Below are 25,598 nucleotides of genomic sequence, written 5' to 3' on the forward strand. Positions count from 1 at the left end.
GGAACGGGGCCCGCTACGACGCCGTCGTAACGGGCCCCGATCCATGATCAAGGAGTCATCCTGTGAAGACGATTGACGACCTTCAGGTCGCCGGGCAGCGGGTCTTCGTCCGCGCCGATCTGAACGTCCCGCTCGACGGCGAGACGATCACCGACGACGGCCGGATCCGCGCCGCCGTCCCGACGATCACCAAGCTCCTGGAACGGGGCGCCAAGGTGATCGTCGCCTCGCACCTGGGCCGCCCCAAGGGCGCCCCGGACCCCCGGTTCTCCCTCGCCCCGGTCGCCCGGCGGCTCGGTGAACTCCTCGGCAGGCAGGTCGCGTTCGCGACCGACACCGTGGAGGAGAACGCCCGGGCCACCGTGGCGGCGCTCGGTGACGGCGAGGTGGCGCTGCTGGAGAACCTGCGTTTCAACGCCGGTGAGACCAGTAAGGACGACGCCGAGCGCGGCGCCTTCGCCGACCGGCTCGCCGCCCTCGCCGACCTCTACGTGGGTGACGGTTTCGGCGCGGTCCACCGCAAGCACGCCTCCGTCTACGACCTCCCGGCGCGGCTGCCGCACGCCGCGGGCGACCTGATCGCCGCCGAGCTGTCCGTCCTCAAGAAGCTCACCGAGGACGTCAAGCGGCCCTACGCCGTCGTCCTCGGCGGCGCCAAGGTCTCCGACAAGCTCGGCGTCATCGACCACCTCCTGGAGAAGGCCGACCGCATCCTGATCGGCGGCGGCATGGCCTACACCTTCCTCAAGGCCCAGGGCCACGAGGTCGGCGGCTCGCTGCTGCAGGAGGACCAGGTTCCGGCGGTCCAGGACTATCTGCGCCGGGCGAAGGCGCGCGGGGTGGAATTCGTGCTCCCGGTCGACGTCGTCGCCGCGTCCGAGTTCCCGGACCTGAAGACCAAGGCTCCCGGGAACCCGCGGACCATCCCGGCGGACGCGATCCCGGCCGATCTGCAGGGGCTGGACGTCGGTCCGGAGACCCGCAAGCTGTACGCCTCGAAGCTCGCCGACGCGGCCACCGTCTTCTGGAACGGCCCGATGGGCGTCTTCGAGCACCCCGACTTCGCCGAGGGCACCCGGGCCGTGGCCCAGGCGCTCCTGGACAGCCCGGCCTTCACCGTGGTCGGCGGCGGTGACTCCGCCGCGGCCGTACGGATCCTGGGCTTCGACGAGAACGCTTTCGGCCACATCTCGACCGGCGGTGGAGCGAGCCTCGAATATCTCGAGGGCAAGACGCTCCCCGGCCTCGCCGCACTGGAGGACTGAACACCGTGAGTGACCGTACCCCGCTGATGGCGGGCAACTGGAAGATGAACCTCAACCACCTCGAGGCCATCGCCCACGTCCAGAAGCTCGCCTTCGCGCTCGCCGACAAGGACTACGAGTCCGTGGAGGTCGCGGTGGTGCCGCCCTTCACCGATCTGCGGTCGGTGCAGACCCTGGTCGAGGGCGACAAGCTGAAGATCAAGTACGGCGCCCAGGACATCTCCGCGCACGACTCGGGTGCGTACACCGGCGAGATCTCCGGTCCGATGCTGGCCAAGCTCAAGTGCTCCTTCGCCGTCGTCGGGCACTCGGAGCGGCGCCAGTACCACGGCGAGTCCGACGAGCTGTGCAACGCCAAGGTCAAGGCGGCCTTCCGCAACGACCTCACCCCGATCCTGTGCGTCGGCGAGGGCCTGGACGTCCGCAAGGCGGGCAACCATGTGGCGCACACCCTCGCCCAGGTGGACGGCGGTCTCAAGGACGTCCCGGCCGAGCAGGCCGAGACCATCGTGATCGCCTACGAGCCGGTCTGGGCGATCGGCACCGGCGAGGTCGCGACCCCCGAGGACGCCCAGGAGGTCTGCGGGGCCATCCGCGGCCGGCTCGCCGAGCTCTACGGCCAAGAGGTCGCCGACAAGGTCCGCATCCAGTACGGCGGCTCGGTGAAGTCCGGGAACGTCGCCGCGATCATGGCCCAGCCGGATGTGGACGGCGCCCTGATCGGTGGCGCGTCGCTGGACGCGGAGGAATTCGTCAAGATCGTTCGTTTCCGCGACCAGTGAGTAGGCCCTAGCACGCGGGTCGTCGTACCCTGTCGGGGGTCGTGGCGGTGGGATTCGCGCCGTCCGGCCCCCGACGTCCGTCACAAGCCCGAGAAGGTTGGTCCAGCCGTGATCATGGGGTTTTCGATCGCCCTCATCATCTTCAGCCTCCTGTTGATGATGTTGGTGCTCATGCACAAGGGGAAGGGCGGCGGCCTGTCCGACATGTTCGGTGGCGGTATGCAGTCCTCGGTGGGCGGCTCCTCGGTCGCCGAGCGCAACCTGGACCGCATCACCGTGGTGGTCGGGCTGCTGTGGTTCGTCTGCATCGTCGTGCTCGGGCTGCTGATGAAGCTCGACTGAGGCTCCGGCGGGGCCCATGCGGGCCCGGCTGACGCCCGATAACTGACGTACCGTCGCCAGCGGGGCTCATATGCGGCCTATGATGGCATGGCGTCCTCGGTGGCGGGTGTAACTCCTCTCACCGGACGCGCGTTGGGCCTTACGTAGACTGGGGCGCCGGGCGGCGGAGCTGCCAATCGAGGCTTCGCGGCACCATCACGCAGGGAGTTACGACCGTGGCAAGTGGCAACGCGATCCGTGGAAGTCGGGTCGGAGCGGGGCCGATGGGAGAAGCCGAGCGAGGCGAATCGGCGCCGCGCCTGCGCATCTCCTTCTGGTGCTCGAACGGGCACGAGACCGTGCCGAGCTTCGCCAGCGACGCGCAGATCCCTGACACGTGGGACTGCCCCCGCTGCGGCTTCCCGGCCGGCAAGGACCGGGACAACCCGCCGGACCCGCCGCGCACCGAGCCGTACAAGACGCATCTGGCGTACGTACGGGAGCGGCGCAGCGACGCCGACGGCGAGGCGATCCTCGCCGAGGCACTCGCCAAGCTCCGGGGCGAGATCTAGACACAGCGCGTGGTACGACGGCCCGGCCGGGCACCTCCTGCGAGGGGTGCGCGGCCGGGCCGTTGTCAGTGGCGCGGGCTACGGTCATGGAGTGCCGCGTCTCAGGCCGCGGCACTCCGGGCGGGGCCAGTACCCAAGGGGGAGCGTCATGACGGTGGTGGACGCCGGTGAGCGGGGGGCCGGAAAGGCGGCGGTGCCCGGGTGGCGCGGGGGGTTCGGGCGGCTGTGGGGCGCGGCCGTCGTCTCGCGGTTCGGGGACGCGCTGCGGGGCGCGGCGCTGCCGCTGCTGGCCGTCTCGCTGACCGATTCGCCGGTGCTGGTCTCGCTCGTGACCGCCTGCGGCTTCCTGCCCTGGCTGCTGTTCGGGCTGATCGGCGGGGCCATCGCCGACCGGGTGGACCAGCGGCGGGCGATGTGGGCGGTGGACGGCCTGCGGGCCGTCCTGATGGCGGGGTTCGCCGTCGCGGTGTGGCTGGACCGGGCCACCATCGGGCTGCTGCTCGTCCTCGCCTTCGCGCTGACCACGCTGCAGACCCTGTTCGACAACGCGGCCACGGCGCTGCTGCCGTCGGTCGTGGGCCAGGAGGCGCTGGGCCGGGCCAACGCCCGCCTGATGACCGGGCAGGAGGTCATGGGCCGGTTCGTGGGCGCCCCGCTGGTGCCGGTGCTGCTCGGCCTGGGCGCCGCGATGCCGTACGCGGCGGACGCGGTCACCTATCTCGTCGCCGCCGTGCTGGTCGCCTCGCTGGGGGTGACGCCCCCGCGGCGGGAGCCGCGGGCGCCGGGCGGGTCGCTGCGGCGTGATATCGCCGAGGGCCTGGCCGTGCTGTGGCGGGACCGCACGCTGCGGGCGCTGTGCGTCTCGACCACCCTGTGCAACATCGGCATCGGCGCGCTCATCGCCACCCTGGTGCTGCACATCACCGGCTGGCTGGAGGCCGGGAACGCCGGATACGCCGTCGTCATCACCGTGTACGGGATCGGCAGTGTGACCGGGGGGCTGCTGGCCGCCCGGTTCACCGAGAAGCTGGGGAACGCGCGGGCCCTCGTGGTCTGCGGCACGGTGCAGATCGGCGCCCTGGTCGTCCTGGGGGCGATACGGAGCCTGCCGGCCGCGGTCGCCGCCATGGGCCTCTTCGGCTTCGCGGGGATCATCTGGAACGTGATCGAGGTGACGATGACCCAGCAGCGCAGCCCCGGGGGCACACTCGGCCGGGTGAGCGCCGCCTTCCGCACCCTGTCGGTCGCGGGCGCCCCGCTCGGCGCGCTGCTGGGCGGGGTGATGGCCGCGGTATGGGGGCTCAACACACCCGCGCTGGGGGCCGCGGCGCTCTTCGGGTGCGGGCTGGTGGCCCTCGTTCCGGGAATGCGGTCCGGCATCAATTAGGTTGGGGGACACGGGGGCCAGGCACCGACGAGAAGTGGGCTGATGTCCGAGATGAACACGGAAGGCCGCACCAGGCCGGACCAGCTGCCGGAGTGGCAGGCACTGGCCGCACACCGCAAGGAGCTGGGTGACGCGCATCTGCGCGAGCTGTTCGCCGGCGACCCGGAGCGCGGGCGCCGGTACACCCTTCGGGTCGGCGATCTCCATGTCGACTACTCCAAGCACCTGGTGACCGACGAGACCCTGCGGCTGCTGCGGGAGCTGGCGCGCGCCACCAAGGTGGCCGAGCTGCGGGACGCCATGTTCCGCGGTGAGCGGATCAACACCACCGAGGACCGCGCGGTGCTGCACGTCGCGCTGCGCGCCCCGCACTCGGCGGACATCAGGGTGGACGGCGAGGACGTCGTCGGCGAGGTGCACGCCGTGCTCACCAAGATGGCCGTCTTCGCCGACCGCATCAGGTTCGGCGACTGGACCGGCCACACCGGCAAGCGGATCCGGAACGTCGTCAACATCGGCATCGGCGGCTCCGATCTGGGCCCGGCGATGGCGTATGAGGCGCTGCGGTCCTACAGCGACCGCTCGATGACGTTCCGGTTCGTCTCCAACGTGGACGGCGCGGATCTGCACGAGGCGGTGCGCGACCTGGACCCGGCCGAGACGCTGTTCATCGTCGCCTCCAAGACCTTCACCACCATCGAGACCATCACCAACGCCGTCTCCGCCCGCGACTGGCTGCTGACCGGGCTGCGGGCCGGTGAGGAGGCCGTCGCCAAGCACTTCGTGGCGGTGTCGACCAACGCCGAGAAGGTCGCCGAGTTCGGCATCGACACGGACAACATGTTCGGGTTCTGGGACTGGGTCGGCGGGCGCTACTCCTTCGACTCGGCCATCGGCCTCTCCCTGATGGTCGCCATCGGCCCCGACCGCTTCCGCGAGATGCTGGCCGGTTTCCACCTGGTCGACGAGCACTTCGCCACCGCCCCGCCGGAGGAGAACGTCCCGCTGCTGATGGGCCTGCTGGGCATCTGGTACGACAACTTCCACGACGCCCAGGCGCACGCCGTCCTGCCCTACAGCCACTACCTGTCGAAGTTCACCGACTATCTCCAGCAGCTGGACATGGAGTCCAACGGCAAGTCCGTGGACCGGGAGGGCCATCGGGTCGGCTGGCAGACCGGCCCCATCGTATGGGGCACCCCTGGCACCAACGGCCAGCACGCCTACTACCAGCTGCTCCACCAGGGCACCAAGCTGGTCCCGGCCGACCTGATCGGCTTCGCCCGGCCGGTGAAGGACCTGCCGCCCGGTCTGGAGCCCCACCACGACCTGCTGATGGCCAACCTCTTCGCCCAGGGCCAGGCGCTGGCCTTCGGCAAGACCGCCGAGGAGGTCGCCGCCGAGGGGGTGCCCGAGGAGCTGGTGCCGCACAAGACCTTCCGCGGCAACCGCCCCACCACCACGATCCTCGCCTCCGAGCTCACCCCGTCGGTGCTGGGCCAGCTGATCGCCCTCTATGAGCACAAGGTGTTCGTCCAGGGCGCGGTGTGGAACATCGACTCCTTCGACCAGTGGGGAGTGGAGCTGGGCAAGGTGCTCGCCAAGCGGGTCGAGCCCGCGCTGACCGAGGGCGCCGAGGTGCCGGGCCTGGACACCTCCACCGAGCACCTGGTCGCCACCTACCGTTCGCTGCGCGGCCGCTGAGGTCCCGCGCCACGGGAGCCGAAACGCGACGATCCCCCGGGTGCCTTCGGGCACGCGGGGGATCGGGTGCGTGACGGGTGCGTGACGCGGGTTACGGCGACGCCGGAGGGTACAGCTCGCGCGGCAGACCGGCCGCGGCGGCCCGGTCCAGCAGCCACAGCGTACGGCGGCGGCCGTACGCCCCGGCCGCCGGAGCCTGCAGCTCCCCGGCGCCCGACAGGGCTATCCTGACCGCCTTCGCCTTGTCCTCACCGGCCGCCAGCAGCCACACCTCCCGCGCCGCGCGGATCGCGGGCATGGTCAGCGTGGTGCGGACGGGCGGCGGTTTGGGCGCGCCGCGCACCCCGACCACCGTCCGCTCGGTCTCCCGGACGGCGGGCAGCTCGGGGAAGAGCGAGGCCACATGGGTGTCCGGGCCGACGCCCAGCAGCAGCACGTCGAACGACGGCACCGCGCCGTGGTTCTCCGGCCGCGCGGCCCGGCCCAGCTCGGCGGCGTACGCCTCGGCCGCGGCGTCCACATCGCCGCCGTGCGGCCCGTCGGACGCGGGCATCGGGTGGACCCGCGCCGGGTCCAGCTCCACCGCGTCCAGCAGCGCCTGGCGGGCCTGGGTGACGTTGCGGTCCGGATGGCCCTCCGGCAGGAACCGCTCATCGCCCCACCACAGGTCCAGCCGCGACCAGTCCACCGCGTCGCGCGCCGGGGAGGCGGCGAGCGCGGCGAGCAGGCCGTTGCCGTTGCGCCCACCGGTCAGGACGACCGAGGCGGAGCCGCGGGCGGCCTGGGCGTCCACGATCTTCGTGATCAGCCGGGCCGCCGCGGCCTGGGCCATCAGCTCCTTGTCGCGGTGGACGACCACCTGCGGAGCGGTCACGTGTCCGCCTTCCCGTTCCCCGCCTTGCCGTCCGGCTTCCGCCCCTGGGCCCCGGCCGGAGGGTGGGGCCTCGGCGCCGGCGGCTGGGCCGGGGCCTGCGGCGGGTTCTTCGGCGACGCGGGGACATGCTCCGGCGCCGCCTCCGGGTCCCGGGTCGGCAGCGGCGGCCGGTCCGCGCCCGGCGGCACCACCTGAGTGGCCGGGGCCGCCTTGACGTCCCGCTCCAGCGTCCCCACTCCGCCCTTGCCGAGCTTGCTCACGCCGAACTTCACCGACGTCTCGTAGGTCTCGTCGGGGTCCAGCCGGCGCAGCTCCTCGGCGATCAGCTCCGACATCTCACGCCGCTGGAGCGCCACATGCCGGTCCGGCTGGCCCGGCATCGCCAGCTCGGCCAGCGAGCCGTTCGCCCGGTCCAGGCAGATCTCGCCGTCGGCCGTCTCCAGCCGCACCGCGGTCAGCCCGGGGCCCTCCGAGACCTGCCGGTCCACCGGGACCCGCAGCCGCTCGGCGAGCCACAGCGCGAGCAGCTCGCTGCTCGGGTTGTACGCCTCGCCCTCGACGACCGCGGAGATGATCGGGGAGTGCCTCTGGTCCAGCGCGGCGGCCAGGACGCTGCGCCAGGGGGTGATCCGGGTCCAGGCCAGATCGGTGTCGCCCGGGGTGTAGGTCGCGGCCCGCAGCCCGAGGGCGGCGACCGGGTCCTCGGTGGCCTGGGCGTCGGTGATCCGGCGCTGGGCCAGCTGTCCGAGCAGGTCCTCGCTGGGGTGGTCCGGGGCGTCCTCCGGCCACCACACCACCACCGGGGCGTCCGGCAGCAGCAGCGGCAGGACCACCGAGTAGGCGTGGTTGGCGAGTTCGCCGTGCAGCCGCAGCAGCACCGTCTCGCCGGTGCCGGTCTCCCCGCCGACCCGCACTTCGGCGTCCAGCCGGGCCATCTTGCGGTCGCGCGGCGACCGGCCCGGCCGCTTGATGACGACCAGGATGCGCGAGGGGTGTTCCTTGGACGCCTCGCTCGCCGCCCGCAGCGCGTCGTAGTGATTGCCCTCGTCGGTGACGATGACGAGGGTGAGCACCATGCCCACGGCCGGGGTACCGGTGGCCCGGCGTGCCTGGACCAGAGCGGAGTTGATCCGGCTGGACGTGGTGTCCGTGAGATCGATGTTCATGGCCGCCGCCAGCTCCGTCCGTCTCGTGCGAGCATCTCGTCCGCGGCTTTCGGCCCCCAGGTCCCGGCCGTGTACTGCTCGGGCCTGCCGTGCTTGTCCCAGTACTCCTCGATCGGGTCCAGGATCCGCCAGGACTGCTCGACCTCCTCGTGGCGGGGGAAGAGGTTCGCCTCGCCCAGCAGGACATCGAGCAGCAGCCGCTCGTACGCCTCGGGGCTGGACTCGGTGAAGGACTCGCCGTACTGGAAGTCCATCGTCACGTCCCGGATCTCCATCGAGGTGCCGGGCACCTTGGAGCCGAACCGGATGGTGACGCCCTCGTCCGGCTGCACCCGGATGACCAGGGCGTTCTGCCCCAGCTCCTGGGTGTCGGTGGCGTCGAAGGGGGAGTGCGGGGCGCGCTGGAAGACCACCGCGATCTCGGTGACCCGCCGCCCCAGCCGCTTGCCGGTGCGCAGGTAGAAGGGGACACCCGCCCAGCGGCGGTTGTCGATCTCCAGCTTGATCGCGGCGTAGGTGTCGGTCTTCGAGTGGGGGTCGATGCCCTCCTCGTCGAGGTAGCCGCGCACCTCCTCGCCGCCCTGCCAGCCGCGGGCGTACTGGGCGCGCACGGTGTGCTTGCCCAGGTCCCTGGGCAGCTTGACGGCCCTGAGCGCCTTCAGCTTCTCGGTGACCAGGGAGGACGCCTCGAAGGAGGCGGGCTCCTCCATGGCGGTCAGCGCGAGCAGCTGCAACAGGTGGTTCTGGATGACGTCACGGGCCGCGCCGATGCCGTCGTAGTAGCCCGCGCGCCCGCCGATGCCGATGTCCTCGGCCATGGTGATCTGTACGTGGTCGACGTACGACCGGTTCCAGATCGGCTCGAACATCGTGTTGGCGAAGCGCAGCGCCAGGATGTTCTGGACCGTCTCCTTGCCCAGGTAGTGGTCGATCCGGAAGACGTCGCTGGGCCGGAAGACCTCGTGGACGACCTGGTTGAGCTGCTGAGCGCTCTCCAGGTCGTGGCCGAAGGGCTTCTCGATGACCGCGCGCCGCCAGGAGTCGCCCTGGCCCTGGGACAGCCCGTGCTTCTTGAGCTGCTGCACGACGGTGGGGAAGAACTTCGGCGGGACGGACAGGTAGAAGGCGAAGTTCCCGCCGGTGCCGCGCGCCTTGTCGAGCTCTTCTATGGTCGACCGCAGGGTCGTGAACGCCTCGTCGTCGGAGAACTCGCCGGGCACGAAGCGGAACCCCTCGGCCAGCTGCTGCCAGACCTCCTCGCGGAACGGGGTGCGCGCGTGTTCCTTGACCGCGTCGTGCACGACCTGGGCGAAGTCCTCGTTCTCCCAGTCGCGGCGCGCGAAGCCGACGAGCGAGAAGCCCGGGGGCAGCAGACCGCGGTTGGCCAGGTCGTAGATGGCGGGCATCAGCTTCTTACGGGACAGGTCGCCCGTGACGCCGAAGATCACGAGGCCGGACGGCCCCGCGATGCGCGGGAGCCGCCGGTCCCGTGGGTCACGCAGCGGATTGCTGCTGCTCACGGTTTCACGCCTCCGAGGGTGCGAGGCGCTTGAGCTCCGCCTCGGTCGACTTCAGCAGGTCGTTCCAGGACGACTCGAACTTCTCGACGCCCTCGTCCTCCAGGACCTGGACGACCTCGTCGTAGGAGATCCCGATCCCGGCCAGCGCGTCGATGTCGGCCTGGGCCTGCTCGTACGTGCCGTGCACGGTGTCGCCGCGGGTCTCGCCGTGGTCGGCGACCGCCTCCAGGGTGGCCTCCGGCATGGTGTTGACGGTGCCGGGGGCGACCAGCTCCTCGACGTACATGGTGTCCTTGTACGCCGGGTCCTTGACGCCGGTCGAGGCCCACAGCGGACGCTGCTTGTTGGCATTGGCCCGGTCCAGGGCGGCCCAGCGGTCGGAGCTGAAGACCTCCTCGTACGCCTGGTAGGCGAGGCGGGCGTTGGCGACGGCGGCCTTGCCGCGCAGCGCCTTGGCCTCATCGGTGCCGATCTTCTCGATGCGCTTGTCGATCTCGGTGTCCACGCGGGACACGAAGAAGGACGCCACCGAGTGGATCTTGGACAGGTCCAGCCCCGCGGCCTTGGCCTTCTCCAGACCGGCCAGGAAGGCGTCCATGACCGCGCGGTACCGCTCCAGGGAGAAGATCAGCGTGACGTTGACGCTGATGCCCAGGCCGATCACCTCGGTGATCGCGGGCAGCCCCGCCTTGGTCGCCGGGATCTTGATGAAGGTGTTGGGCCGGTCCACCAGCCAGGCCAGCTGCTTGGCCTCGGCGACGGTGGCGGCCGTGTCGTGGGCCAGGCGCGGGTCGACCTCGATGGAGACCCGGCCGTCCTGGCCGCCGGTCGCGTCGTACACCGGCCGGAGGATGTCCGCGGCGTCGCGGACATCCGCCGTCGTGATCATGCGGACGGCCTCTTCGACGGTGAGCCTGCGGGCCGCGAGGTCGGTCAGCTGCTGTTCGTAGCCGTCGCCGCCGGAGATCGCCTTCTGGAAGATCGACGGGTTGGTGGTGACGCCTACGACATGCTGCTGGTCGATCAGCTCGGCCAGGTTGCCGGAGGTGATCCGCTTGCGCGAGAGGTCGTCGAGCCAGATCGCGACGCCTTCGTCGGCCAGCCGCTTGAGTGCGTCTGTCATGGGGTGTGTTCTCCTACTCGTCGCTACTAAGTCGTCTGCGGGGCGTCAGTGCCCTGCGGCGTCGAGGGACTCGCGGGCGGCGGCGACCACGGCCTCGGCGGTGAGACCGAACTCCCGGTAGAGCACCTTGTAGTCGGCGGAGGCGCCGAAGTGCTCCAGCGAGACGATGCGGCCGGCCTCGCCGACGTAGCGGTACCAGGTCAGGCCGATGCCCGCTTCGACCGCCACGCGCGCCTTGACGGACGGCGGCAGCACGCCGTCCCGGTACCCCTTGTCCTGCTCCTCGAACCACTCGACCGAGGGCATCGACACGACACGGGTCGGGACCCCGGCGGCCTGGAGCTGCTCGCGCGCCTCGACGGCGAGCTGCACCTCCGAGCCGGTGCCGATGAGGATGACCTGCGGCCGGCCGCCCTCGGCCTCGAAGAGCACATAGCCACCCTTGGCGGCGTCCTCGTTGGCCTCGTAGGTCGGCACGTTCTGCCGGGTCAGCGCGAGGCCGTGGGGAGCCGGGCTGGCGCTGTGGCGACGGGTGATCTCCCGCCAGGCGATGGCCGTCTCGTTGGCGTCGGCCGGGCGGACGACGTTCAGGCCCGGGATGGCGCGCAGCGCGGACAGGTGCTCCACCGGCTGGTGGGTCGGGCCGTCCTCGCCGAGGCCGATGGAGTCGTGCGTCCACACGTAGGTGACCGGCAGCTTCATCAGCGCGGCGAGCCGGACGGCCGGGCGCATGTAGTCGGAGAAGACCAGGAAGGTGCCGCCGTAGACGCGGGTGTTGCCATGCAGCGCGATGCCGTTCATGGTCGAGCCCATGGCGTGCTCGCGGATGCCGAAGTGGATGGTGCGGCCGTACGGGTCGGCCTCCGGCAGCGGGTTGCCCTTCGGGAGGAAGGACGAGGACGCGTCGATCGTGGTGTTGTTGGAGCCCGCGAGGTCGGCGGAGCCGCCCCACAGCTCGGGGAGCACCCCGCCGAGCGCCTTGAGCACCTGGCCGGACGCCTTGCGGGTGGCGACGTCCTTGCCCGGCTCGAAGACCGGCAGCGCGCTCTCCCAGCCCTCGGGCAGCTCGCCCTTGGTGATCCGGTCGAACAGGGCGGCCCGCTCGGCGTTGTTGTTCCGCCACTCCTGGAGCCGCTTGTCCCAGGCGGCGTGCGCCTGCCGGCCGCGCTCGACCAGGCCGCGGGTGTGGTTGATGACGTCCGGCTCGACCGCGAAGTGCTGCTCGGGGTCGAAGCCGAGGACGCGCTTGGTGGCGGCGACCTCGTCGGCGCCGAGCGCCGAGCCGTGCGACGCCTCGGTGTTCTGCGCGTTCGGGGCGGGCCAGGCGATGATCGTACGGGCGGCGATGATCGAGGGGCGCTCGGTCTCGGCCTGCGCCGCCTTGAGCGCCGCGTACAGCGCGTGGACGTCGAAGTCGCCGTTCTCGGCCTGCTCGATGCGCTGGACGTGCCAGCCGTACGCCTCGTAGCGCGCCAGGACGTCCTCGGAGAGCGCGGTGGCGGTGTCGCCCTCGATCGAGATGTGGTTGTCGTCGTAGAGAGCGACGATGTTGCCCAGCTTCTGGTGGCCGGCCAGCGAGGACGCCTCGGCGGAGATGCCCTCCTCCAGGTCGCCGTCGGAGACGATGGCCCAGATGGTGTGGTCGAACGGAGAGGCGCCCTGCGGCGCCTCGGGGTCGAACAGGCCGCGCTCGTAGCGGGCGGCCATCGCCATGCCGACCGCGTTGGCGATGCCCTGGCCCAGGGGGCCGGTGGTGGTCTCGACGCCCGTGGTGTGGCCGTACTCCGGGTGGCCCGGGGTCTTGCTGCCCCAGGTGCGGAACGACCGCAGATCCTCGAGCTCCAGCCCGAAGCCCGCCAGGTACAGCTGCACGTAGAGGGTGAGGCTGGTGTGCCCGGGGGACAGGACGAAACGGTCACGGCCCGCCCAGCCGGCGTCGGAGGGGTCGTGCCGCATCAGCTTCTGGAAGAGCAGGTACGCGGCGGGCGCGAGGCTCATGGCCGTGCCAGGGTGGCCGTTACCGACCTTCTGTACGGAGTCCATGGCCAGGACCCGGGCCGTGTCGACGGCCCGCTGGTCCAGATCGGTCCACTCGAGGTCTGTGGTAGTCGGCTTGGTGCTCACCCTGAGTCAGGGCTCCTCTCCACAATGTCGAAATCCGGTGACCGTATGTACACCGGCGTTGTCGAGCCTACCCCTGGAACAACGGTCGCCTTTTCGAGTTCCACCCAACGGGATAAGGAACGAATTCCGGGGTTGCCGCATTCCCTCCGGAGCCCGTCCGGGCGGTGTCGGAGGCCCGGCGGAAGGTATCGTTCCGGATCGCCTCCGCCCTGCCGCCCCGGCCGTGGCCGCCTTACCGGCGCCTCGCCGGGTGCCTTGCCGGCTGCCGTGCCGGGTGCCTTCAACACGGGGTACCCCGGCGGCGGGCGGCGTATCCGCTGCGTCTAGAGTGGCGTGGTACGCGCAAGTCTTTACCGGCTCCTCGTGTCCGGTGCTTGCTGGTTCTTGCTTCCACCAGGGGTGTGCGTGACGGCCGTCGAATCCCGTCCTGCGGGGGTGCTCGAGACGAGCGAAACGAGCTCCGGTCACCGGCCGTTCGGGGCCCGTGTCAAGGCGTTCGTGGCGCTGACCAAGCCGCGCGTCATCGAACTGCTGCTGATGACGACGGTGCCGGTCATGTTCCTGGCGGCCGAGGGCGTCCCGGACCTGTGGCTGGTGCTCGCCACCTGCGTCGGCGGCTATCTGTCGGCCGGCGGCGCCGCGGCGTTCAACATGTACTACGACCGGGACATCGACGCGATGATGGAGCGCACGGCGCAGCGCCCGCTGGTGACCGGCATGGTCTCGCCGCGCGAATGCCTCGTCTTCGCCACCGTGCTCACGGTCGGGTCGACGGCCTGGTTCTGGGTGCTGGTCAACCCGCTGTCCGCGATGCTGTCGCTCGGTGCGCTGGTCTTCTACGTCGTCGTCTACACGATGTGGCTCAAGCGGCGCACCTCGCAGAACATCGTGTGGGGCGGCATCGCCGGCTGCATGCCCGTCTTCATCGGCTGGTCGGCGGTGACCGACTCGGTCTCCTGGGCCGCGCTGATCCTCTTCCTCGTCATCTTCTTCTGGACGCCGCCGCACTACTGGCCGCTGTCGATGAAGGTCAAGGACGACTACGAGCGGGTGGGCGTGCCCATGCTGCCGGTCCTCGCGGGCAACAAGGTGGTCGCCCGGCAGATCGTCCTCTACAGCTGGGCCATGGTCCTCGTCTCCCTGCTGCTGTGGCCGCTCGGCTACACCGGCTGGTTCTACCCGGCGGTCGCGGCCGTGCTGGGCGGGCTGTGGCTGAAGGAGGCGCACGGGCTCCAGGCGCGGGCCAAGGCCGAGATCACGGGGGCGAAGCTCAAGGAGATGCGGCTGTTCCACTGGTCCATCACCTATGTGTCGCTGCTCTTCGTGGCGCTGGCCGTGGACCCCTTCCTGCGGTGATTACCGGCGGGTAGCATCGGCTGCATGGCAGACACCACCCAGCCGGAGACGACCGAGGGCGACGGGCCCGCCGTGCCGGCGGCCTCCGCCAAGCCCGCCAAGCCGTCCAAGCCGTCCAAGGACGAGAAGCGGGCCGGCCGGCTCGCCCACCAGATCACGGCCTTCGCCACGAGCCACGGCGGCGCCGAGGGGCAGATCGCCCACATCGGCCGCGGCACCGTGCGGATCGCCCTCGTCGGCGCCGACGGCGAATGGGGCGTCCTGGTCGCCCCCTCCGCGGAGAGCGCGCGGCGCGCCGCCGGGCTCGCCGGGCTGACCGTCCACGACGACTTCGACGGCGACCTCGCCGCGAAGGTCCGCACCGGTCCGTACGAGTGGACGCGCATGGCGGGCATCCAGCTCGGCGGAACGGCCAACCCTCCGGGACCGGCCTCGCGGGACGCCTGAGAACGGGTCCGGCGACACCTCGCACCCCTTTCGCCCGTTAAGCCCGTCGATGGCGATGCACGAGGCGACGGACTCCCCGAACACCCTGGGCCCCCCGGCCGGCCCGGCCCCCCGGGACGGGCCGGGCCCGGCGGCCGGGGCGGTCGCCCTGCCGCCGCTGGTCGACCAGCACAGTCACGGCACGGTCCACGGCGAGCTGGGACTGGGCTCGTTCGAAACCCATCTGGCGGCCGCCGCCGGGTCGGGCGCGGCCCCGGCCGGCACCACCTTCTTCGATAGCTGGACCGGGCTGGCCGTGCGGCGCTGGTGCCCCCCGCTGCTGGGCCTGGAGCCCCACTGCGCGCCCGTCAGTTATCTGGCCCGCCGCCGTGAGCTGGGCGCCTACCACGCCGGGCGGCTGCTGCTGCGCGGCGCCGGCATCGGCACCTTCCTGCTGGAGTCCGGCGCCCGGGGCGACCTCAGCACCCCCGGGGAACTGGCCGCGGCCGCCGACGGCACGGTCCACGAGGTGGTCCGCCTGGAGCCGCTGGCCGAGCAGGTCGCCGACACCTCCGGCACCGTCGACGCCTTCATCGGCAACACCGCCGAGGCGCTGTACGCGGCGGCCCAGCACGCGACCGCCTTCGCCATGGGGATCGCCTTCTGCGACGAGATCCCGCCCGATCCGCGCGAGGTGCGGCGCGCCGCCGCCCGCTGGCTCGCGCTCACCGTACGCCCCGCCCCGGACCGCGCCCCCGGGCCCGCGCTCGCCCAGCATCTGCTGTGGAGCGCCGTCGCGACCGGCCTTCCGGTGCAGCTGCACTGCGCCGATCCGCAGTCGCTCACCGGCTTTCTGCGCGCCACGGCGGGTTTCGGCACCGATCTGGTGCTGCTGCCCGGCCGGTCGCACCACCGGCGGGCGGCCCGGCTCGCCGCGGCCTTCCCGCATGTCTACGCGGACGCCGGGCCCCGGCCCGGGGAGACCCTGGGCGAGGCGCCGTTCGGCAAGCTGCTCTTCTCGACGGGCGCGCGGGCGCTGCCCGAGCTGTATGTGACCGCGGCCCGGCTGTTCGGCCAGGCCATGGCCCGGCTGGCGGAGGAGTGGGTCGGCGAGGGGGTCTGCACCCGGGCCGAGGCCCAGCGGATCGCCGGACTGGTCGCGGCCGGGACCGCGCGCCGGGTCTACCGGCTGGACGCGGCCGGTTCGGGCTGAACGGACGCCTGGCCGCCCGCGGCGGCGGGCGCGGCCACCGGGAGCGCGGCGCGCTCGCGCTGGCCGAGCAGCACCCGCAGGGTCGCGATCCACACCAGGCAGGAGCCGAGCATATGGATGCCGACGATCACCTCGGGCAGATGGGTGAAGTACTGCACGTACCCGACCACGCCCTGCAGCAGCAGCACGACGAGGAGCTCCAGGACGGTGCGGCGCTGGGCGGCGGGGGCCTTCACGGCGCGCAGGGTGAACCACAGGGCGACGGTGAGGCCCAGCACGATGTAGACGAAGTCCACGTGCAGCTGGGTGATCTCCTGCCAGTTCAGCGGGATCCGGTGCACCTCCCGGGCGTCGCCCGCGTGCGGTCCGGCCCCGGTGACCACGGTGCCGATCAGGATCAGCGCAAGGGTCGCGCCGACCAGCAGCCAGGTCAGCTGGCGCACCGGACGGGCGACGAGGTCACGCGGCTCGCCGTCCCCCTCGCGAGCCCGCTGCCAGACCACCATCGCGACCGTGAGGAGGGCGGAGGACAGCAGGAAGTGCGAGCTGACGATGTACGGGTTGAGCCCGGTGAGGACCACGATGCCGCCGACGACGGCGTTTCCCATCACGATCCAGAACTGCGCCCAGCCGAGCCGGGTCAGCGAGCGGCGCACCGGGGTGCGGGCCCGCGCGGCGATGATCAGCACGCCGACGAACACGCACAGGACGTACGTCAGCATGCGGTTGGTGAACTCGATGGCACCGTGGATGCCCATGTCGGAGGTCGGCGTCAGGCTGCCGGAGGTGCACTTCGGCCAGGTGTCACAGCCCAGCCCGGACTCGGTGAGGCGCACCGCGCCACCGGTCACGACGATGACCACGGCCATCACCACGGTGGCCAGCGCGGCCCGCTCCACGAAGCGAGCGGAGGGCTGCCAGCGCCGGGCGATCAGCTCCAGCGGATTCAGCGAATTCGGCACGGGCCCATCGTAGGCTGCCGCTTGTGCAGCTTTTCACGAGGGGTTGCCTTTCGGTAAAGCCGCAGGTCATGGGCGGGTTATCGAGCTACTCCCAGCGGAACAGCCGGGCCGCCGCGCCCAGCCCCAGCACCGCCCACACCGCCAGGATCGCCAGGTCCCGCCACGGCACCCCGGCGCCGTCCTGGAGGACGTCCCGCAGCCCGCCGGAGAGCGCCGAGATCGGCAGCAGCTCCAGCACGCCCCGCACGCCGCCGGGGAACTTGTCCAGCGACACGATCACCCCGCCGGCCACGAGCAGCAGCAGGAAGACCAGATTGGCGGCGGCCAGGGTCGCCTCGGCCTTCAGGGTGCCCGCCATCAGCAGGCCGAGGCCGGAGAACGCCGCCGTGCCGAGGATCAGCAGCAGCGCGACGGAGAGCGGGTCGCCGTGCGGTGACCAGCCGAGCGCCAGCGCGATCGCGGTCAGCAGCGCGATCTGCAGGACCTCGGTGACCAGTACCGCACAGGTCTTGGCGGTCATCAGGCCCCACCGCGGCAGCGGGGAGACGGCGAGCCGCTTGAGCACCCCGTAGCGCCGCTCGAAACCGGTGGCGATGGCCTGGCCGGTGAACGCCGTGGACAGCACGGCCAGCGCCAGCACGCCGGGCGCGAGGAAGTCCACCGCGCGGCCGTCCGCGCCGGTGTCGACGATGTCCACGGTGCTGAACAGCACCAGCAGCAGGGACGGGATGACGACGGTCAGCAGCAGCTGCTCGCCGTTGCGCAGCAGCATCCGGGTCTCCAGCGCGGCCTGCGCGCGGATCATCCGCGGGAGCGGGGCCGCCCCCGGCTTGGGGAGGAAGGTGCCCGTGGCGGTCATGCGCGCAGCTCCTTACCGGTGAGCTCCAGAAAGACGTCTTCGAGGGTGTGCCGCTCGACCGAGATCCGGTCCGGCATCACCCCGTTCTGCGCGCACCAGGAGGTGACGGTGGCCAGCAGCTGGGGGTTGACCTTGCCGGTGACGCGGTACGAGCCGGGCGTCAGCTCGGCGGCCGTGGAGTCGGCGGGCAGCGCCTTGAGGAGCGAGGCCAGGTCGAGTGCGGGACGGCCGGTGAAGCGCAGGGTGTTCTCGGCGCCGCCGCGGCACAGCTCCTCGGGGCTGCCCTGGGCGATCACCTTGCCGCCGTCGATGATCGCCACATCGTCGGCGAGCTGCTCGGCCTCGTCCATGTAGTGCGTGGTGAGCACCACGGTGACCCCGTCGCCCCGCAGGTCGCGGACCAGGTCCCAGGTGGCGCGGCGGGCCTGCGGGTCGAGTCCGGCGGTCGGCTCGTCGAGGAAGACCAGCTCGGGGCGGCCGACGACGGCCATGGCGAGCGCGAGCCGCTGCTGCTGCCCCCCGGAGAGCCGCCGGTAGCTGGTCCGGCCGCAGGAGCCGAGGCCGAGCCGCTCGATCAGCAGACCGACGTCCACCGGATGCGCGTGCAGGGAGGCGGTGTGGCGCAGCATCTCTTCTGCCCGCGCGCCGGAATAAACGCCTCCGGACTGGAGCATCACCCCGACCCGCGGCCGCAGCGCCGGGGCGTCCGCGACCGGGTCGAGTCCGAATATCCGGACCGTGCCGGCGTCGGGGCGGCGGTACCCCTCACAGGTCTCGACGGTGGTGGTCTTGCCGGCTCCGTTGGGGCCGAGCACGGCGGTCACGGTGCCCCGGTCCACGGACAGGTCGAGCCCGTCGACCGCGGTCTTCGGGCCGTACCGCTTGACCAGGCCGACGATGTCGACCGCGGGCTCTTCTCGCATGTCCGGCAGTCTACGAATCGCCGGGTCCGCCGTGGGCGGCAGGGCCGGAAGCCGCGGCGCCCGCCGGTGGCCCGGGACGTGTCCTCGCAGGTGGACTTACGGCCCGGGAGCGCCGCGGACTTAGGCACGCCTAAGTGACGTACCCCACCGGAAGCGGCGATCCGCTCGCTTGTGCCCCACCGGGGAATTACGCAACAATGGCGTTGTGAAATACGCGAGCGACGCTCCGAAGGAACGCGCGGCCGAGACGGCCGCGCGGACCGGCGTGCCCGCTTCCGCGCCGGAAGAGCAGCAGCGCGGCACGCGCAACCGGGTGGCGCGCTCGATCCTCGACCACGGTCCCTCCACCGCGGCGGAACTCGCCGTACGGCTGGAGCTGACCCAGGCGGCCGTCCGCCGCCACCTGGACACCCTCGTCGCCGACGGCGTCGTCGAGCCCCGCGAGAAGAGGGTGTACGGGGCGCGGGGGCGCGGCCGCCCGGCCAAGGTCTTCGCGCTGACCGACTGCGGTCGCGACGCCTTCGACCAGGCTTACGACCAGCTCGCCGTCGACGCCCTGCGGTGGATCGAGCAGAGCGCCGGAGGCGGCGAGGCGGGCCGGGCCGCGGTCGCCGCGTTCGCCCGCGCCAGGCTCGCCGCCCAGGCGCAGGGGTACCGCGGCGCCGTCGAGGCCGCCGCCCCGGGCCGGCGCACCGAGGCCCTCGCGGACGCCCTGTCCGCGGACGGGTACGCTGCTACGGCGCGCAGCGCGCCGGTCGGCGAACAGCTCTGCCAGCACCACTGCCCGGTCGCCCACGCAGCCGAGCGCTATCCGCAGCTGTGTGAGGCGGAGACCGAGGTCTTCTCCCAGCTGCTCGGAACCCATGTGCAGCGTCTGGCCACCATCGCCCATGGCGACGGAGTGTGCACGACGTTCATTCCGAAGACCGGCAAGGTCGAGAAGACCCACCCCCGCATCACCAGGACCACCACCGCATCTGCCAGCACGGCCGGGAGGAATTCCGCATGACTCTCCCCACGGAGACCGCTCACCCCGAGCTCGAGGGTCTGGGCAACTACGAGTACGGCTGGGCCGACTCCGACGTGGCCGGTGCCTCGGCCAAGCGCGGCCTCTCCGAGGAGGTCGTACGCGACATCTCGGCGAAGAAGTCCGAGCCGGAGTGGATGCTCAAGCTCCGCCTCAAGGGCCTGCGGCTCTTCGACAAGAAGCCCATGCCCACCTGGGGCTCGGACCTGTCGGGTATCGACTTCGACAACATCAAGTACTTCGTCCGCTCCACCGAGCAGCAGGCCGCCTCCTGGGAGGAGCTGCCCGAGGACATCAAGAACACCTACGACAAGCTGGGCATCCCGGAGGCCGAGAAGCAGCGGCTGGTCGCCGGTGTCGCCGCCCAGTACGAGTCCGAGGTCGTCTACCACAAGATCCGTGAGGACCTCGAGGAGCAGGGCGTCATCTTCCTCGACACCGACACCGGTCTGCGGGAGCACCCGGAGCTCTTCAAGGAGTACTTCGGCTCCGTGATCCCCGCGGGCGACAACAAGTTCGCCTCGCTGAACACGGCGGTCTGGTCCGGCGGCTCGTTCATCTACGTGCCGAAGGGCGTGCACGTGGAGATCCCGCTCCAGGCGTACTTCCGGATCAACACCGAGAACATGGGCCAGTTCGAGCGGACGCTGATCATCGTCGACGAGGACGCGTACGTCCACTACGTCGAGGGCTGCACCGCGCCGATCTACAAGTCGGACTCGCTGCACTCCGCGGTCGTCGAGATCATCGTCAAGAAGGGCGCCCGCTGCCGCTACACGACCATCCAGAACTGGTCGAACAACGTCTACAACCTGGTCACCAAGCGCGCCGTGGCCTACGAGGGCGCGACCATGGAGTGGGTCGACGGCAACATCGGCTCCAAGGTGACCATGAAGTACCCCGCCGTCTACCTGATGGGCGAGCACGCCAAGGGCGAGACCCTGTCCATCGCCTTCGCGGGCGAGGGCCAGCACCAGGACGCCGGCGCCAAGATGGTGCACATGGCGCCCCACACCTCGTCGAACATCGTGTCCAAGTCGGTGGCGCGCGGCGGCGGCCGCACCTCCTACCGCGGTCTGATCGAGATCGGCGAGGGCGCCGAGGGCTCCAAGTCCAACGTGCTGTGCGACGCCCTGCTGGTCGACACGGTCTCGCGGTCGGACACCTACCCGTACGTGGACGTCCGCGAGGACGACGTCTCCATGGGCCATGAGGCGACCGTCTCCAAGGTCAGCGACGACCAGCTCTTCTACCTCATGAGCCGCGGTCTGTCCGAGGACGAGGCCATGGCGATGATCGTGCGCGGGTTCGTCGAGCCGATCGCGCGTGAGCTGCCCATGGAGTACGCGCTGGAGCTCAACCGGCTGATCGAGCTGCAGATGGAGGGCGCGGTCGGCTGATGCCACCACGCCCTTCCCGCCCCGGCGGGGACGCCGTCCCCGCCGGGCACCATGCCAAGCCCGGTGAGCGAGCCGAAGGGCGCGCCGCTGCCGAAAGAGACGAGACCAAGCGACCGAGGAACGAGGGAGCGCGGTGTCGAGGAACGTCGGCAGCGGGCCAGAGCGCCCGGAGGCGAGCGAACACAGAGAAAGCGAGCAGTACGACAGCCATGGCTGAAACCATCCCGGCCGGATCCACCACGGACGGCGTCATCCAGGTGGGCCAGCCCACCGATGCCCGGGTGAGCGCGCCCGCGTCGTACGACGTGGCCGACTTCCCGGTGCCCCACGGCCGCGAGGAGGACTGGCGGTTCACCCCGCTGGAGCGGCTGCGCGGTCTTCATGACGGCACGGCTGTCGCCGACGGCGGCGTCAAGGTCGAGGTGACCGCCCCCGAGGGCGTCACGGTCGAGACCGTGGGCCGAGACGACGCGCGCCTGGGGAGGGCCGGCAAGCCGGTGGACCGGGTGGCGGCCCAGGCGTACAGCTCCTTCGAGAAGGCGTCGGTCGTCTCGGTGCCCAAGGAGACGGTGCTCACCGAGCCGGTGCGGATCTCCGTGCGCGGCGAGGGCGGCACCGCCTTCGGCCACCAGGTGGTCGAGGTCGGGGCCTTCGCCGAGGCGGTCGTGGTCATCGACCACACCGGTGACGCCACGCTCGCCGCCAATGTCGAGTACCTGATCGGCGACGGCGCCAAGCTCACCGTGGTCTCCGTCCAGGACTGGGACGACACCGCGGTGCACGCCGGCCAGCACACCGCGCTGGTCGGCCGGGACGCGACCTTCAAGTCCGTGGTCGTCACCTTCGGCGGCGATCTGGTGCGGCTCCACCCGCGGGTCGTCTACGGCGCCCCGGGCGGCGAGGCCGAGCTGTACGGCGTGTACTTCACCGACAACGGCCAGCACCAGGAGCACCGGCTCTTCATCGACCACGACACCCCGCACTGCCGCAGCAACGTGGCCTACAAGGGCGCGCTGCAGGGCAAGGAGGCGCACGCGGTGTGGATCGGCGACGTGCTGATCCGGGCCGCCGCGGAGGGCACCGACACCTACGAGCTCAACCGCAACCTGGTCCTCACCGACGGCGCCCGTGTCGACTCGGTGCCGAACCTGGAGATCGAGACCGGCGAGATCGTCGGCGCCGGTCACGCCAGCGCGACCGGCCGCTTCGAGGACGAGCAGCTGTTCTACCTGATGGCCCGCGGTATCCCGGCCGACGAGGCCCGCCGTCTGGTGGTCCGCGGCTTCTTCGCCGAGCTCGTCCAGCAGATCGGGATCCCCGACCTGGAGGAGCGGCTCATCGCCAAGATCGAGGCCGAGCTGGAGGCGTCCGTAGGATGACCAACACCTTCGTACGCGCCTGTGCGCTGGACGAACTCGAGGAAGACACCCCCAAACGGGTCGAGCTCGAGGGCGTGCCCGTGGCCCTCGTGCGCACCGAGGGCGAGGTGTTCGCGGTCAGCGACATCTGTTCGCACGCGAACGTCTCGCTGTCCGAGGGCGAGGTGGAGGACTGCCAGATCGAGTGCTGGCTGCACGGCTCCAGCTTCGACCTGCGCACCGGCAAGCCGTCCGGCCTCCCCGCGACGCGTCCGGTCCCCGTATACCCCGTAAAGATCGAAGGGGACGATGTGCTCGTCTCCGTCACCCAGGAGTCCTGAGGCACCCATGGCCACGCTTGAGATCCACGACCTGCACGTTTCCGTCGACGCCGAAGGCGGCCCCCGCGAGATCCTGCGCGGTGTCGACCTGACCGTGAAGCAGGGCGAGACGCACGCCATCATGGGCCCCAACGGCTCCGGCAAGTCCACCCTGGCCTACTCGCTCGCCGGTCACCCGAAGTACACGGTCACCGGCGGCACCGTGACGCTGGACGGCGAGGACGTGCTCGCGATGTCCGTCGACGAGCGCGCCCGCGCCGGTGTCTTCCTCGCCATGCAGTACCCGGTCGAGGTGCCCGGCGTCTCCGTCTCCAACTTCCTGCGCACCTCCGCCACCGCGATCCGCGGCGAGGCGCCCAAGCTGCGCACCTGGGTGAAGGAGGTCAAGGAGGCCATGGAGCGCCTCCAGATCGACCCGTCCTTCGCCGAGCGGAACGTGAACGAGGGCTTCTCCGGCGGTGAGAAGAAGCGCCACGAGATCCTCCAGCTGGAGCTGCTGAAGCCGGCCATCGCGATCCTCGACGAGACCGACTCCGGCCTCGACGTCGACGCGCTGCGGGTGGTCTCCGAGGGCGTCAACCGCGTCCGTGAGTCGGGTCAGGTGGGCACCCTGCTGATCACCCACTACACCCGCATCCTGCGCTACATCAAGCCCGACCACGTCCACGTGTTCGCGGCGGGCCGGATCGCCGAGTCCGGCGGCCCGGAGCTGGCCGACAAGCTCGAGGAAGAGGGCTACGAGGCGTACGTGAAGGGAGGCGCATCCGAGTGACACAGCTGCCGGGCCTCCTCGACACCGAGGCGATCCGCAAGGACTTCCCGATCCTGGATCGTGTCGTCCACGACGACAAGAAGCTCGTCTACCTGGACAACGCGGCGACCTCGCAGAAGCCGCGCCAGGTGCTGGACGTGCTGAACGACTACTACGAGCGCTCCAACGCCAATGTGCACCGCGGCGTCCATGTGCTCGCCGAGGAGGCCACGGCGCTGTACGAGGGCGCCCGCGACAAGGTCGCCGCCTTCATCAACGCTCCCAGCCGCGACGAGGTGATCTTCACCAAGAACGCGTCGGAGTCGCTGAACCTGGTCGCCAACATGCTCGGCTGGGCCGATGAGCCCTACCGGGTGGACCGGGACACCGAGATCGTCATCACCGAGATGGAGCACCACTCCAACATCGTTCCGTGGCAGCTGCTCTCGCAGCGCACCGGCGCGAAGCTGAAGTGGTTCGGCCTCACCGAGGACGGCCGGCTCGACCTGTCGGAGATAGAGCAGGTCATCACCGAGAAGACCAAGGTCGTCTCGTTCGTGCTGGTCTCCAACATCCTCGGCACGGTCAACCCGGTCGAGGCGATCGTCCGCCGCGCCCAGGACGTCGGCGCCCTGGTGGTGATCGACGCCTCCCAGGCCGCTCCGCACATGGCGCTGGACGTGCAGGCGCTCCAGGCCGACTTCGTGGCCTTCACCGGCCACAAGATGTGCGGTCCGACCGGCATCGGGGTGCTGTGGGGCCGCCAGGAGCTGCTGGAGGACCTGCCTCCGTTCCTCGGCGGCGGCGAGATGATCGAGACCGTCTCGATGCACTCGTCCACCTATGCCCCGGCGCCGCACAAGTTCGAGGCCGGTACGCCCCCGATCGCCCAGGCCGTCGGCCTCGGCGCGGCCGTGGACTACCTCTCCTCGATCGGCATGGACAACATCGCCCGCCATGAGCACGCCCTCACCCACTATGCGGTCGGCAGGCTCCTGGAGGTGCCCGGACTGCGCGTCATCGGCCCCACCACGGCCGAGGAGCGCGGTGCCACGATCTCCTTCACGCTCGGCGACATCCACCCCCACGACGTGGGCCAGGTGCTCGACGAGCAGGGCATCGCGGTCCGGGTCGGCCACCACTGCGCCCGTCCGGTCTGCCTGCGCTACGGAATTCCGGCGACCACCCGGGCGTCGTTCTATCTGTACTCCACTCCGGCCGAGGTGGACGCCTTGGTGGAGGGCCTGGAGCACGTACGGAACTTCTTCGGGTAGGGGCGTGCCGCGTGAAGCTGGATTCGATGTACCAGGACGTGATCCTGGACCACTACAAGAACCCCCACGGAAGGGGGCTGCGGGACGGGGACGCGGAGGTACACCATGTCAATCCGACCTGCGGTGACGAGATCACGCTCCGGGTGCGGCTCGACGGCGACACCATCGAGGACGTGAGCTACGAGGGCCAGGGCTGTTCGATCAGCCAGGCCAGCGCCTCCGTGCTCAATGAGTTGCTGGTCGGCAAGGAGCTGGCCGAGGCCCGCAAGATCCAGGAGACCTTCCTGGAGCTGATGCAGTCCAAGGGCCGGGCCGAGCCGGACGACGCCATGGAGGAGGTGCTGGAGGACGCGATCGCGTTCGCCGGTGTCTCCAAGTACCCGGCCCGTGTGAAATGCGCCCTGTTGAGCTGGATGGCGTGGAAGGACGCCACCGCGCAGGCACTGGGCGAGACCGCCGGAGGGAAGACCGCATGAGTGAGAACGTGGAGACCACCACCAAGCCCGCCAGTGAGGAAGAGGTCCGCGAGGCCCTGTACGACGTCGTGGACCCCGAGCTGGGCATCGATGTGGTCAACCTCGGACTGGTCTACGGCATCCATGTCGACGACGGCAATATCGCCACCATCGACATGACGCTCACCTCGGCGGCCTGTCCGCTGACCGATGTCATCGAGGACCAGGCCAAGTCCGCGACCGACGGTATCGTCAACGAGCTGCGGATCAACTGGGTCTGGATGCCGCCGTGGGGCCCGGACAAGATCACCGACGATGGGCGTGAGCAGCTGCGCGCGCTCGGCTTCAACGTCTGACGGCACCTGGTTCCGGGAACGGCCCCCGCGCGGCGCGGGGGCCGTTCGCCTATCCGGGC

25 protein-coding genes are annotated in these 25,598 nt (G+C 70.9%); 17 read left to right on the forward strand and 8 right to left on the reverse strand.

The genetic code is table 11. The features are described 5' to 3' along the window. The first annotated feature begins 62 nt into the window (after nt 1-62). The 6 genes from AXW62_RS18630 (at nt 63) to pgi (ending at nt 6,031) form a co-directional block, all read left to right on the forward strand. Nucleotides 63-1,265: a phosphoglycerate kinase gene (locus tag AXW62_RS18630; RefSeq protein ID WP_060945518.1), complete on the forward strand. Its 1,203-nt coding sequence runs from the start codon at nt 63-65 to the stop codon at nt 1,263-1,265. Between the two features lie 5 nt (nt 1,266-1,270). Further along, the gene (gene tpiA, locus AXW62_RS18635; RefSeq protein ID WP_030840954.1) at nt 1,271-2,047 is read left to right on the forward strand and encodes a triose-phosphate isomerase; all 777 of its coding nucleotides are present in this window, start codon (nt 1,271-1,273) and stop codon (nt 2,045-2,047) included. A 114-nt stretch (nt 2,048-2,161) separates the two neighbouring features. Then, a complete protein-coding gene (secG, locus tag AXW62_RS18640; protein WP_014059875.1) occupies nt 2,162-2,389 on the forward strand; it encodes a preprotein translocase subunit SecG in 228 nt (75 codons plus the stop codon). 215 nt (nt 2,390-2,604) lie between these two features. Beyond that, a complete protein-coding gene (locus AXW62_RS18645; protein ID WP_009718803.1) occupies nt 2,605-2,940 on the forward strand; it encodes an RNA polymerase-binding protein RbpA in 336 nt (111 codons plus the stop codon). A 148-nt stretch (nt 2,941-3,088) separates the two neighbouring features. Then, complete coding sequence (locus AXW62_RS18650; RefSeq protein ID WP_060945519.1) at nt 3,089-4,327, forward strand: MFS transporter; 1,239 nt, start codon at nt 3,089-3,091, stop codon at nt 4,325-4,327. 51 nt (nt 4,328-4,378) lie between these two features. Next, a complete protein-coding gene (gene pgi / locus AXW62_RS18655; protein WP_060945535.1) occupies nt 4,379-6,031 on the forward strand; it encodes a glucose-6-phosphate isomerase in 1,653 nt (550 codons plus the stop codon). A gap of 91 nt (nt 6,032-6,122) precedes the next feature. Here pgi and pgl read toward each other — a convergent pair whose 3' ends face one another. Genes pgl through tkt form a run of 5 tightly spaced genes read right to left on the reverse strand, consistent with a single transcriptional unit; the run spans nt 6,123 to nt 12,838 of the window. Then, on the reverse strand, nt 6,123-6,905 hold the full coding sequence (gene pgl / locus AXW62_RS18660) for a 6-phosphogluconolactonase (RefSeq protein ID WP_030840968.1): 783 nt from the start codon (nt 6,903-6,905) through the stop codon (nt 6,123-6,125). Beyond that, nucleotides 6,902-8,071 (reverse strand): glucose-6-phosphate dehydrogenase assembly protein OpcA, encoded by a 1,170-nt coding sequence (gene opcA / locus AXW62_RS18665; RefSeq protein WP_060945520.1) that lies wholly within the window; start codon nt 8,069-8,071, stop codon nt 6,902-6,904. Before opcA ends, pgl begins: the two co-directional genes overlap by 4 nt. Then, on the reverse strand, nt 8,068-9,591 hold the full coding sequence (gene zwf / locus AXW62_RS18670) for a glucose-6-phosphate dehydrogenase (protein ID WP_060945521.1): 1,524 nt from the start codon (nt 9,589-9,591) through the stop codon (nt 8,068-8,070). Before zwf ends, opcA begins: the two co-directional genes overlap by 4 nt. A gap of 4 nt (nt 9,592-9,595) precedes the next feature. Next, entirely contained in the window at nt 9,596-10,714 is a 1,119-nt protein-coding gene (tal, locus tag AXW62_RS18675; protein WP_060945522.1) for a transaldolase, read from the reverse strand. Nucleotides 10,715-10,759: 45 nt separating this feature from the next. Further along, a complete protein-coding gene (tkt, locus tag AXW62_RS18680; protein WP_060945523.1) occupies nt 10,760-12,838 on the reverse strand; it encodes a transketolase in 2,079 nt (692 codons plus the stop codon). A gap of 405 nt (nt 12,839-13,243) precedes the next feature. Here tkt and AXW62_RS18685 point away from each other — a divergent pair, with 405 nt between their 5' ends. Genes AXW62_RS18685 through AXW62_RS18695 form a run of 3 tightly spaced genes read left to right on the forward strand, consistent with a single transcriptional unit; the run spans nt 13,244 to nt 15,833 of the window. Next, complete coding sequence (locus tag AXW62_RS18685; protein WP_060945524.1) at nt 13,244-14,194, forward strand: heme o synthase; 951 nt, start codon at nt 13,244-13,246, stop codon at nt 14,192-14,194. 24 nt (nt 14,195-14,218) lie between these two features. Continuing rightward, a complete protein-coding gene (locus tag AXW62_RS18690) occupies nt 14,219-14,641 on the forward strand; it encodes a hypothetical protein (RefSeq protein ID WP_079115682.1) in 423 nt (140 codons plus the stop codon). A 55-nt stretch (nt 14,642-14,696) separates the two neighbouring features. Continuing rightward, a complete protein-coding gene (locus AXW62_RS18695) occupies nt 14,697-15,833 on the forward strand; it encodes an amidohydrolase (RefSeq protein WP_244502973.1) in 1,137 nt (378 codons plus the stop codon). On the opposite strand, the gene AXW62_RS18700 is transcribed toward AXW62_RS18695, so the two are convergent. From AXW62_RS18700 to AXW62_RS18710, 3 genes are all read right to left on the reverse strand, one after another. Further along, a complete protein-coding gene (locus AXW62_RS18700; RefSeq protein WP_060945525.1) occupies nt 15,803-16,795 on the reverse strand; it encodes a COX15/CtaA family protein in 993 nt (330 codons plus the stop codon). The genes AXW62_RS18695 and AXW62_RS18700 overlap by 31 nt on opposite strands. An 85-nt stretch (nt 16,796-16,880) precedes the next feature. Next, entirely contained in the window at nt 16,881-17,654 is a 774-nt protein-coding gene (locus AXW62_RS18705; RefSeq protein ID WP_030840996.1) for an ABC transporter permease, read from the reverse strand. Next, on the reverse strand, nt 17,651-18,577 hold the full coding sequence (locus AXW62_RS18710; RefSeq protein WP_060945526.1) for an ABC transporter ATP-binding protein: 927 nt from the start codon (nt 18,575-18,577) through the stop codon (nt 17,651-17,653). The genes AXW62_RS18705 and AXW62_RS18710 overlap by 4 nt, the downstream gene beginning before the upstream one ends. Nucleotides 18,578-18,782: 205 nt before the next feature. Here AXW62_RS18710 and AXW62_RS18715 point away from each other — a divergent pair, with 205 nt between their 5' ends. The 8 genes from AXW62_RS18715 (at nt 18,783) to AXW62_RS18750 (ending at nt 25,539) form a co-directional block, all read left to right on the forward strand. Further along, nucleotides 18,783-19,586, forward strand: coding sequence for a helix-turn-helix transcriptional regulator (locus AXW62_RS18715; protein ID WP_060945527.1), 804 nt, complete (start codon nt 18,783-18,785; stop codon nt 19,584-19,586). Beyond that, the gene (gene sufB, locus AXW62_RS18720) at nt 19,583-21,004 is read left to right on the forward strand and encodes a Fe-S cluster assembly protein SufB (protein WP_030841005.1); all 1,422 of its coding nucleotides are present in this window, start codon (nt 19,583-19,585) and stop codon (nt 21,002-21,004) included. Before AXW62_RS18715 ends, sufB begins: the two co-directional genes overlap by 4 nt. A 209-nt stretch (nt 21,005-21,213) precedes the next feature. Further along, on the forward strand, nt 21,214-22,383 hold the full coding sequence (sufD, locus tag AXW62_RS18725) for a Fe-S cluster assembly protein SufD (RefSeq protein ID WP_030841011.1): 1,170 nt from the start codon (nt 21,214-21,216) through the stop codon (nt 22,381-22,383). Beyond that, the gene (locus tag AXW62_RS18730) at nt 22,380-22,703 is read left to right on the forward strand and encodes a non-heme iron oxygenase ferredoxin subunit (RefSeq protein WP_030841014.1); all 324 of its coding nucleotides are present in this window, start codon (nt 22,380-22,382) and stop codon (nt 22,701-22,703) included. Before sufD ends, AXW62_RS18730 begins: the two co-directional genes overlap by 4 nt. Nucleotides 22,704-22,710: 7 nt before the next feature. Next, on the forward strand, nt 22,711-23,475 hold the full coding sequence (sufC, locus tag AXW62_RS18735) for a Fe-S cluster assembly ATPase SufC (protein WP_060945528.1): 765 nt from the start codon (nt 22,711-22,713) through the stop codon (nt 23,473-23,475). Then, entirely contained in the window at nt 23,472-24,728 is a 1,257-nt protein-coding gene (locus AXW62_RS18740; protein ID WP_030841021.1) for a cysteine desulfurase, read from the forward strand. Before sufC ends, AXW62_RS18740 begins: the two co-directional genes overlap by 4 nt. An 11-nt stretch (nt 24,729-24,739) precedes the next feature. Then, nucleotides 24,740-25,204, forward strand: a complete 465-nt coding sequence (gene sufU / locus AXW62_RS18745) for a Fe-S cluster assembly sulfur transfer protein SufU (RefSeq protein ID WP_030841024.1) — start codon at nt 24,740-24,742, stop codon at nt 25,202-25,204. Continuing rightward, on the forward strand, nt 25,201-25,539 hold the full coding sequence (locus AXW62_RS18750) for a metal-sulfur cluster assembly factor (protein ID WP_030841027.1): 339 nt from the start codon (nt 25,201-25,203) through the stop codon (nt 25,537-25,539). Before sufU ends, AXW62_RS18750 begins: the two co-directional genes overlap by 4 nt. Nucleotides 25,540-25,598 lie beyond the last annotated feature (59 nt).

It is taken from the genome of Streptomyces hygroscopicus subsp. hygroscopicus (genome assembly GCF_001553455.1).
GTDB lineage: Bacteria > Actinomycetota > Actinomycetes > Streptomycetales > Streptomycetaceae > Streptomyces > Streptomyces hygroscopicus.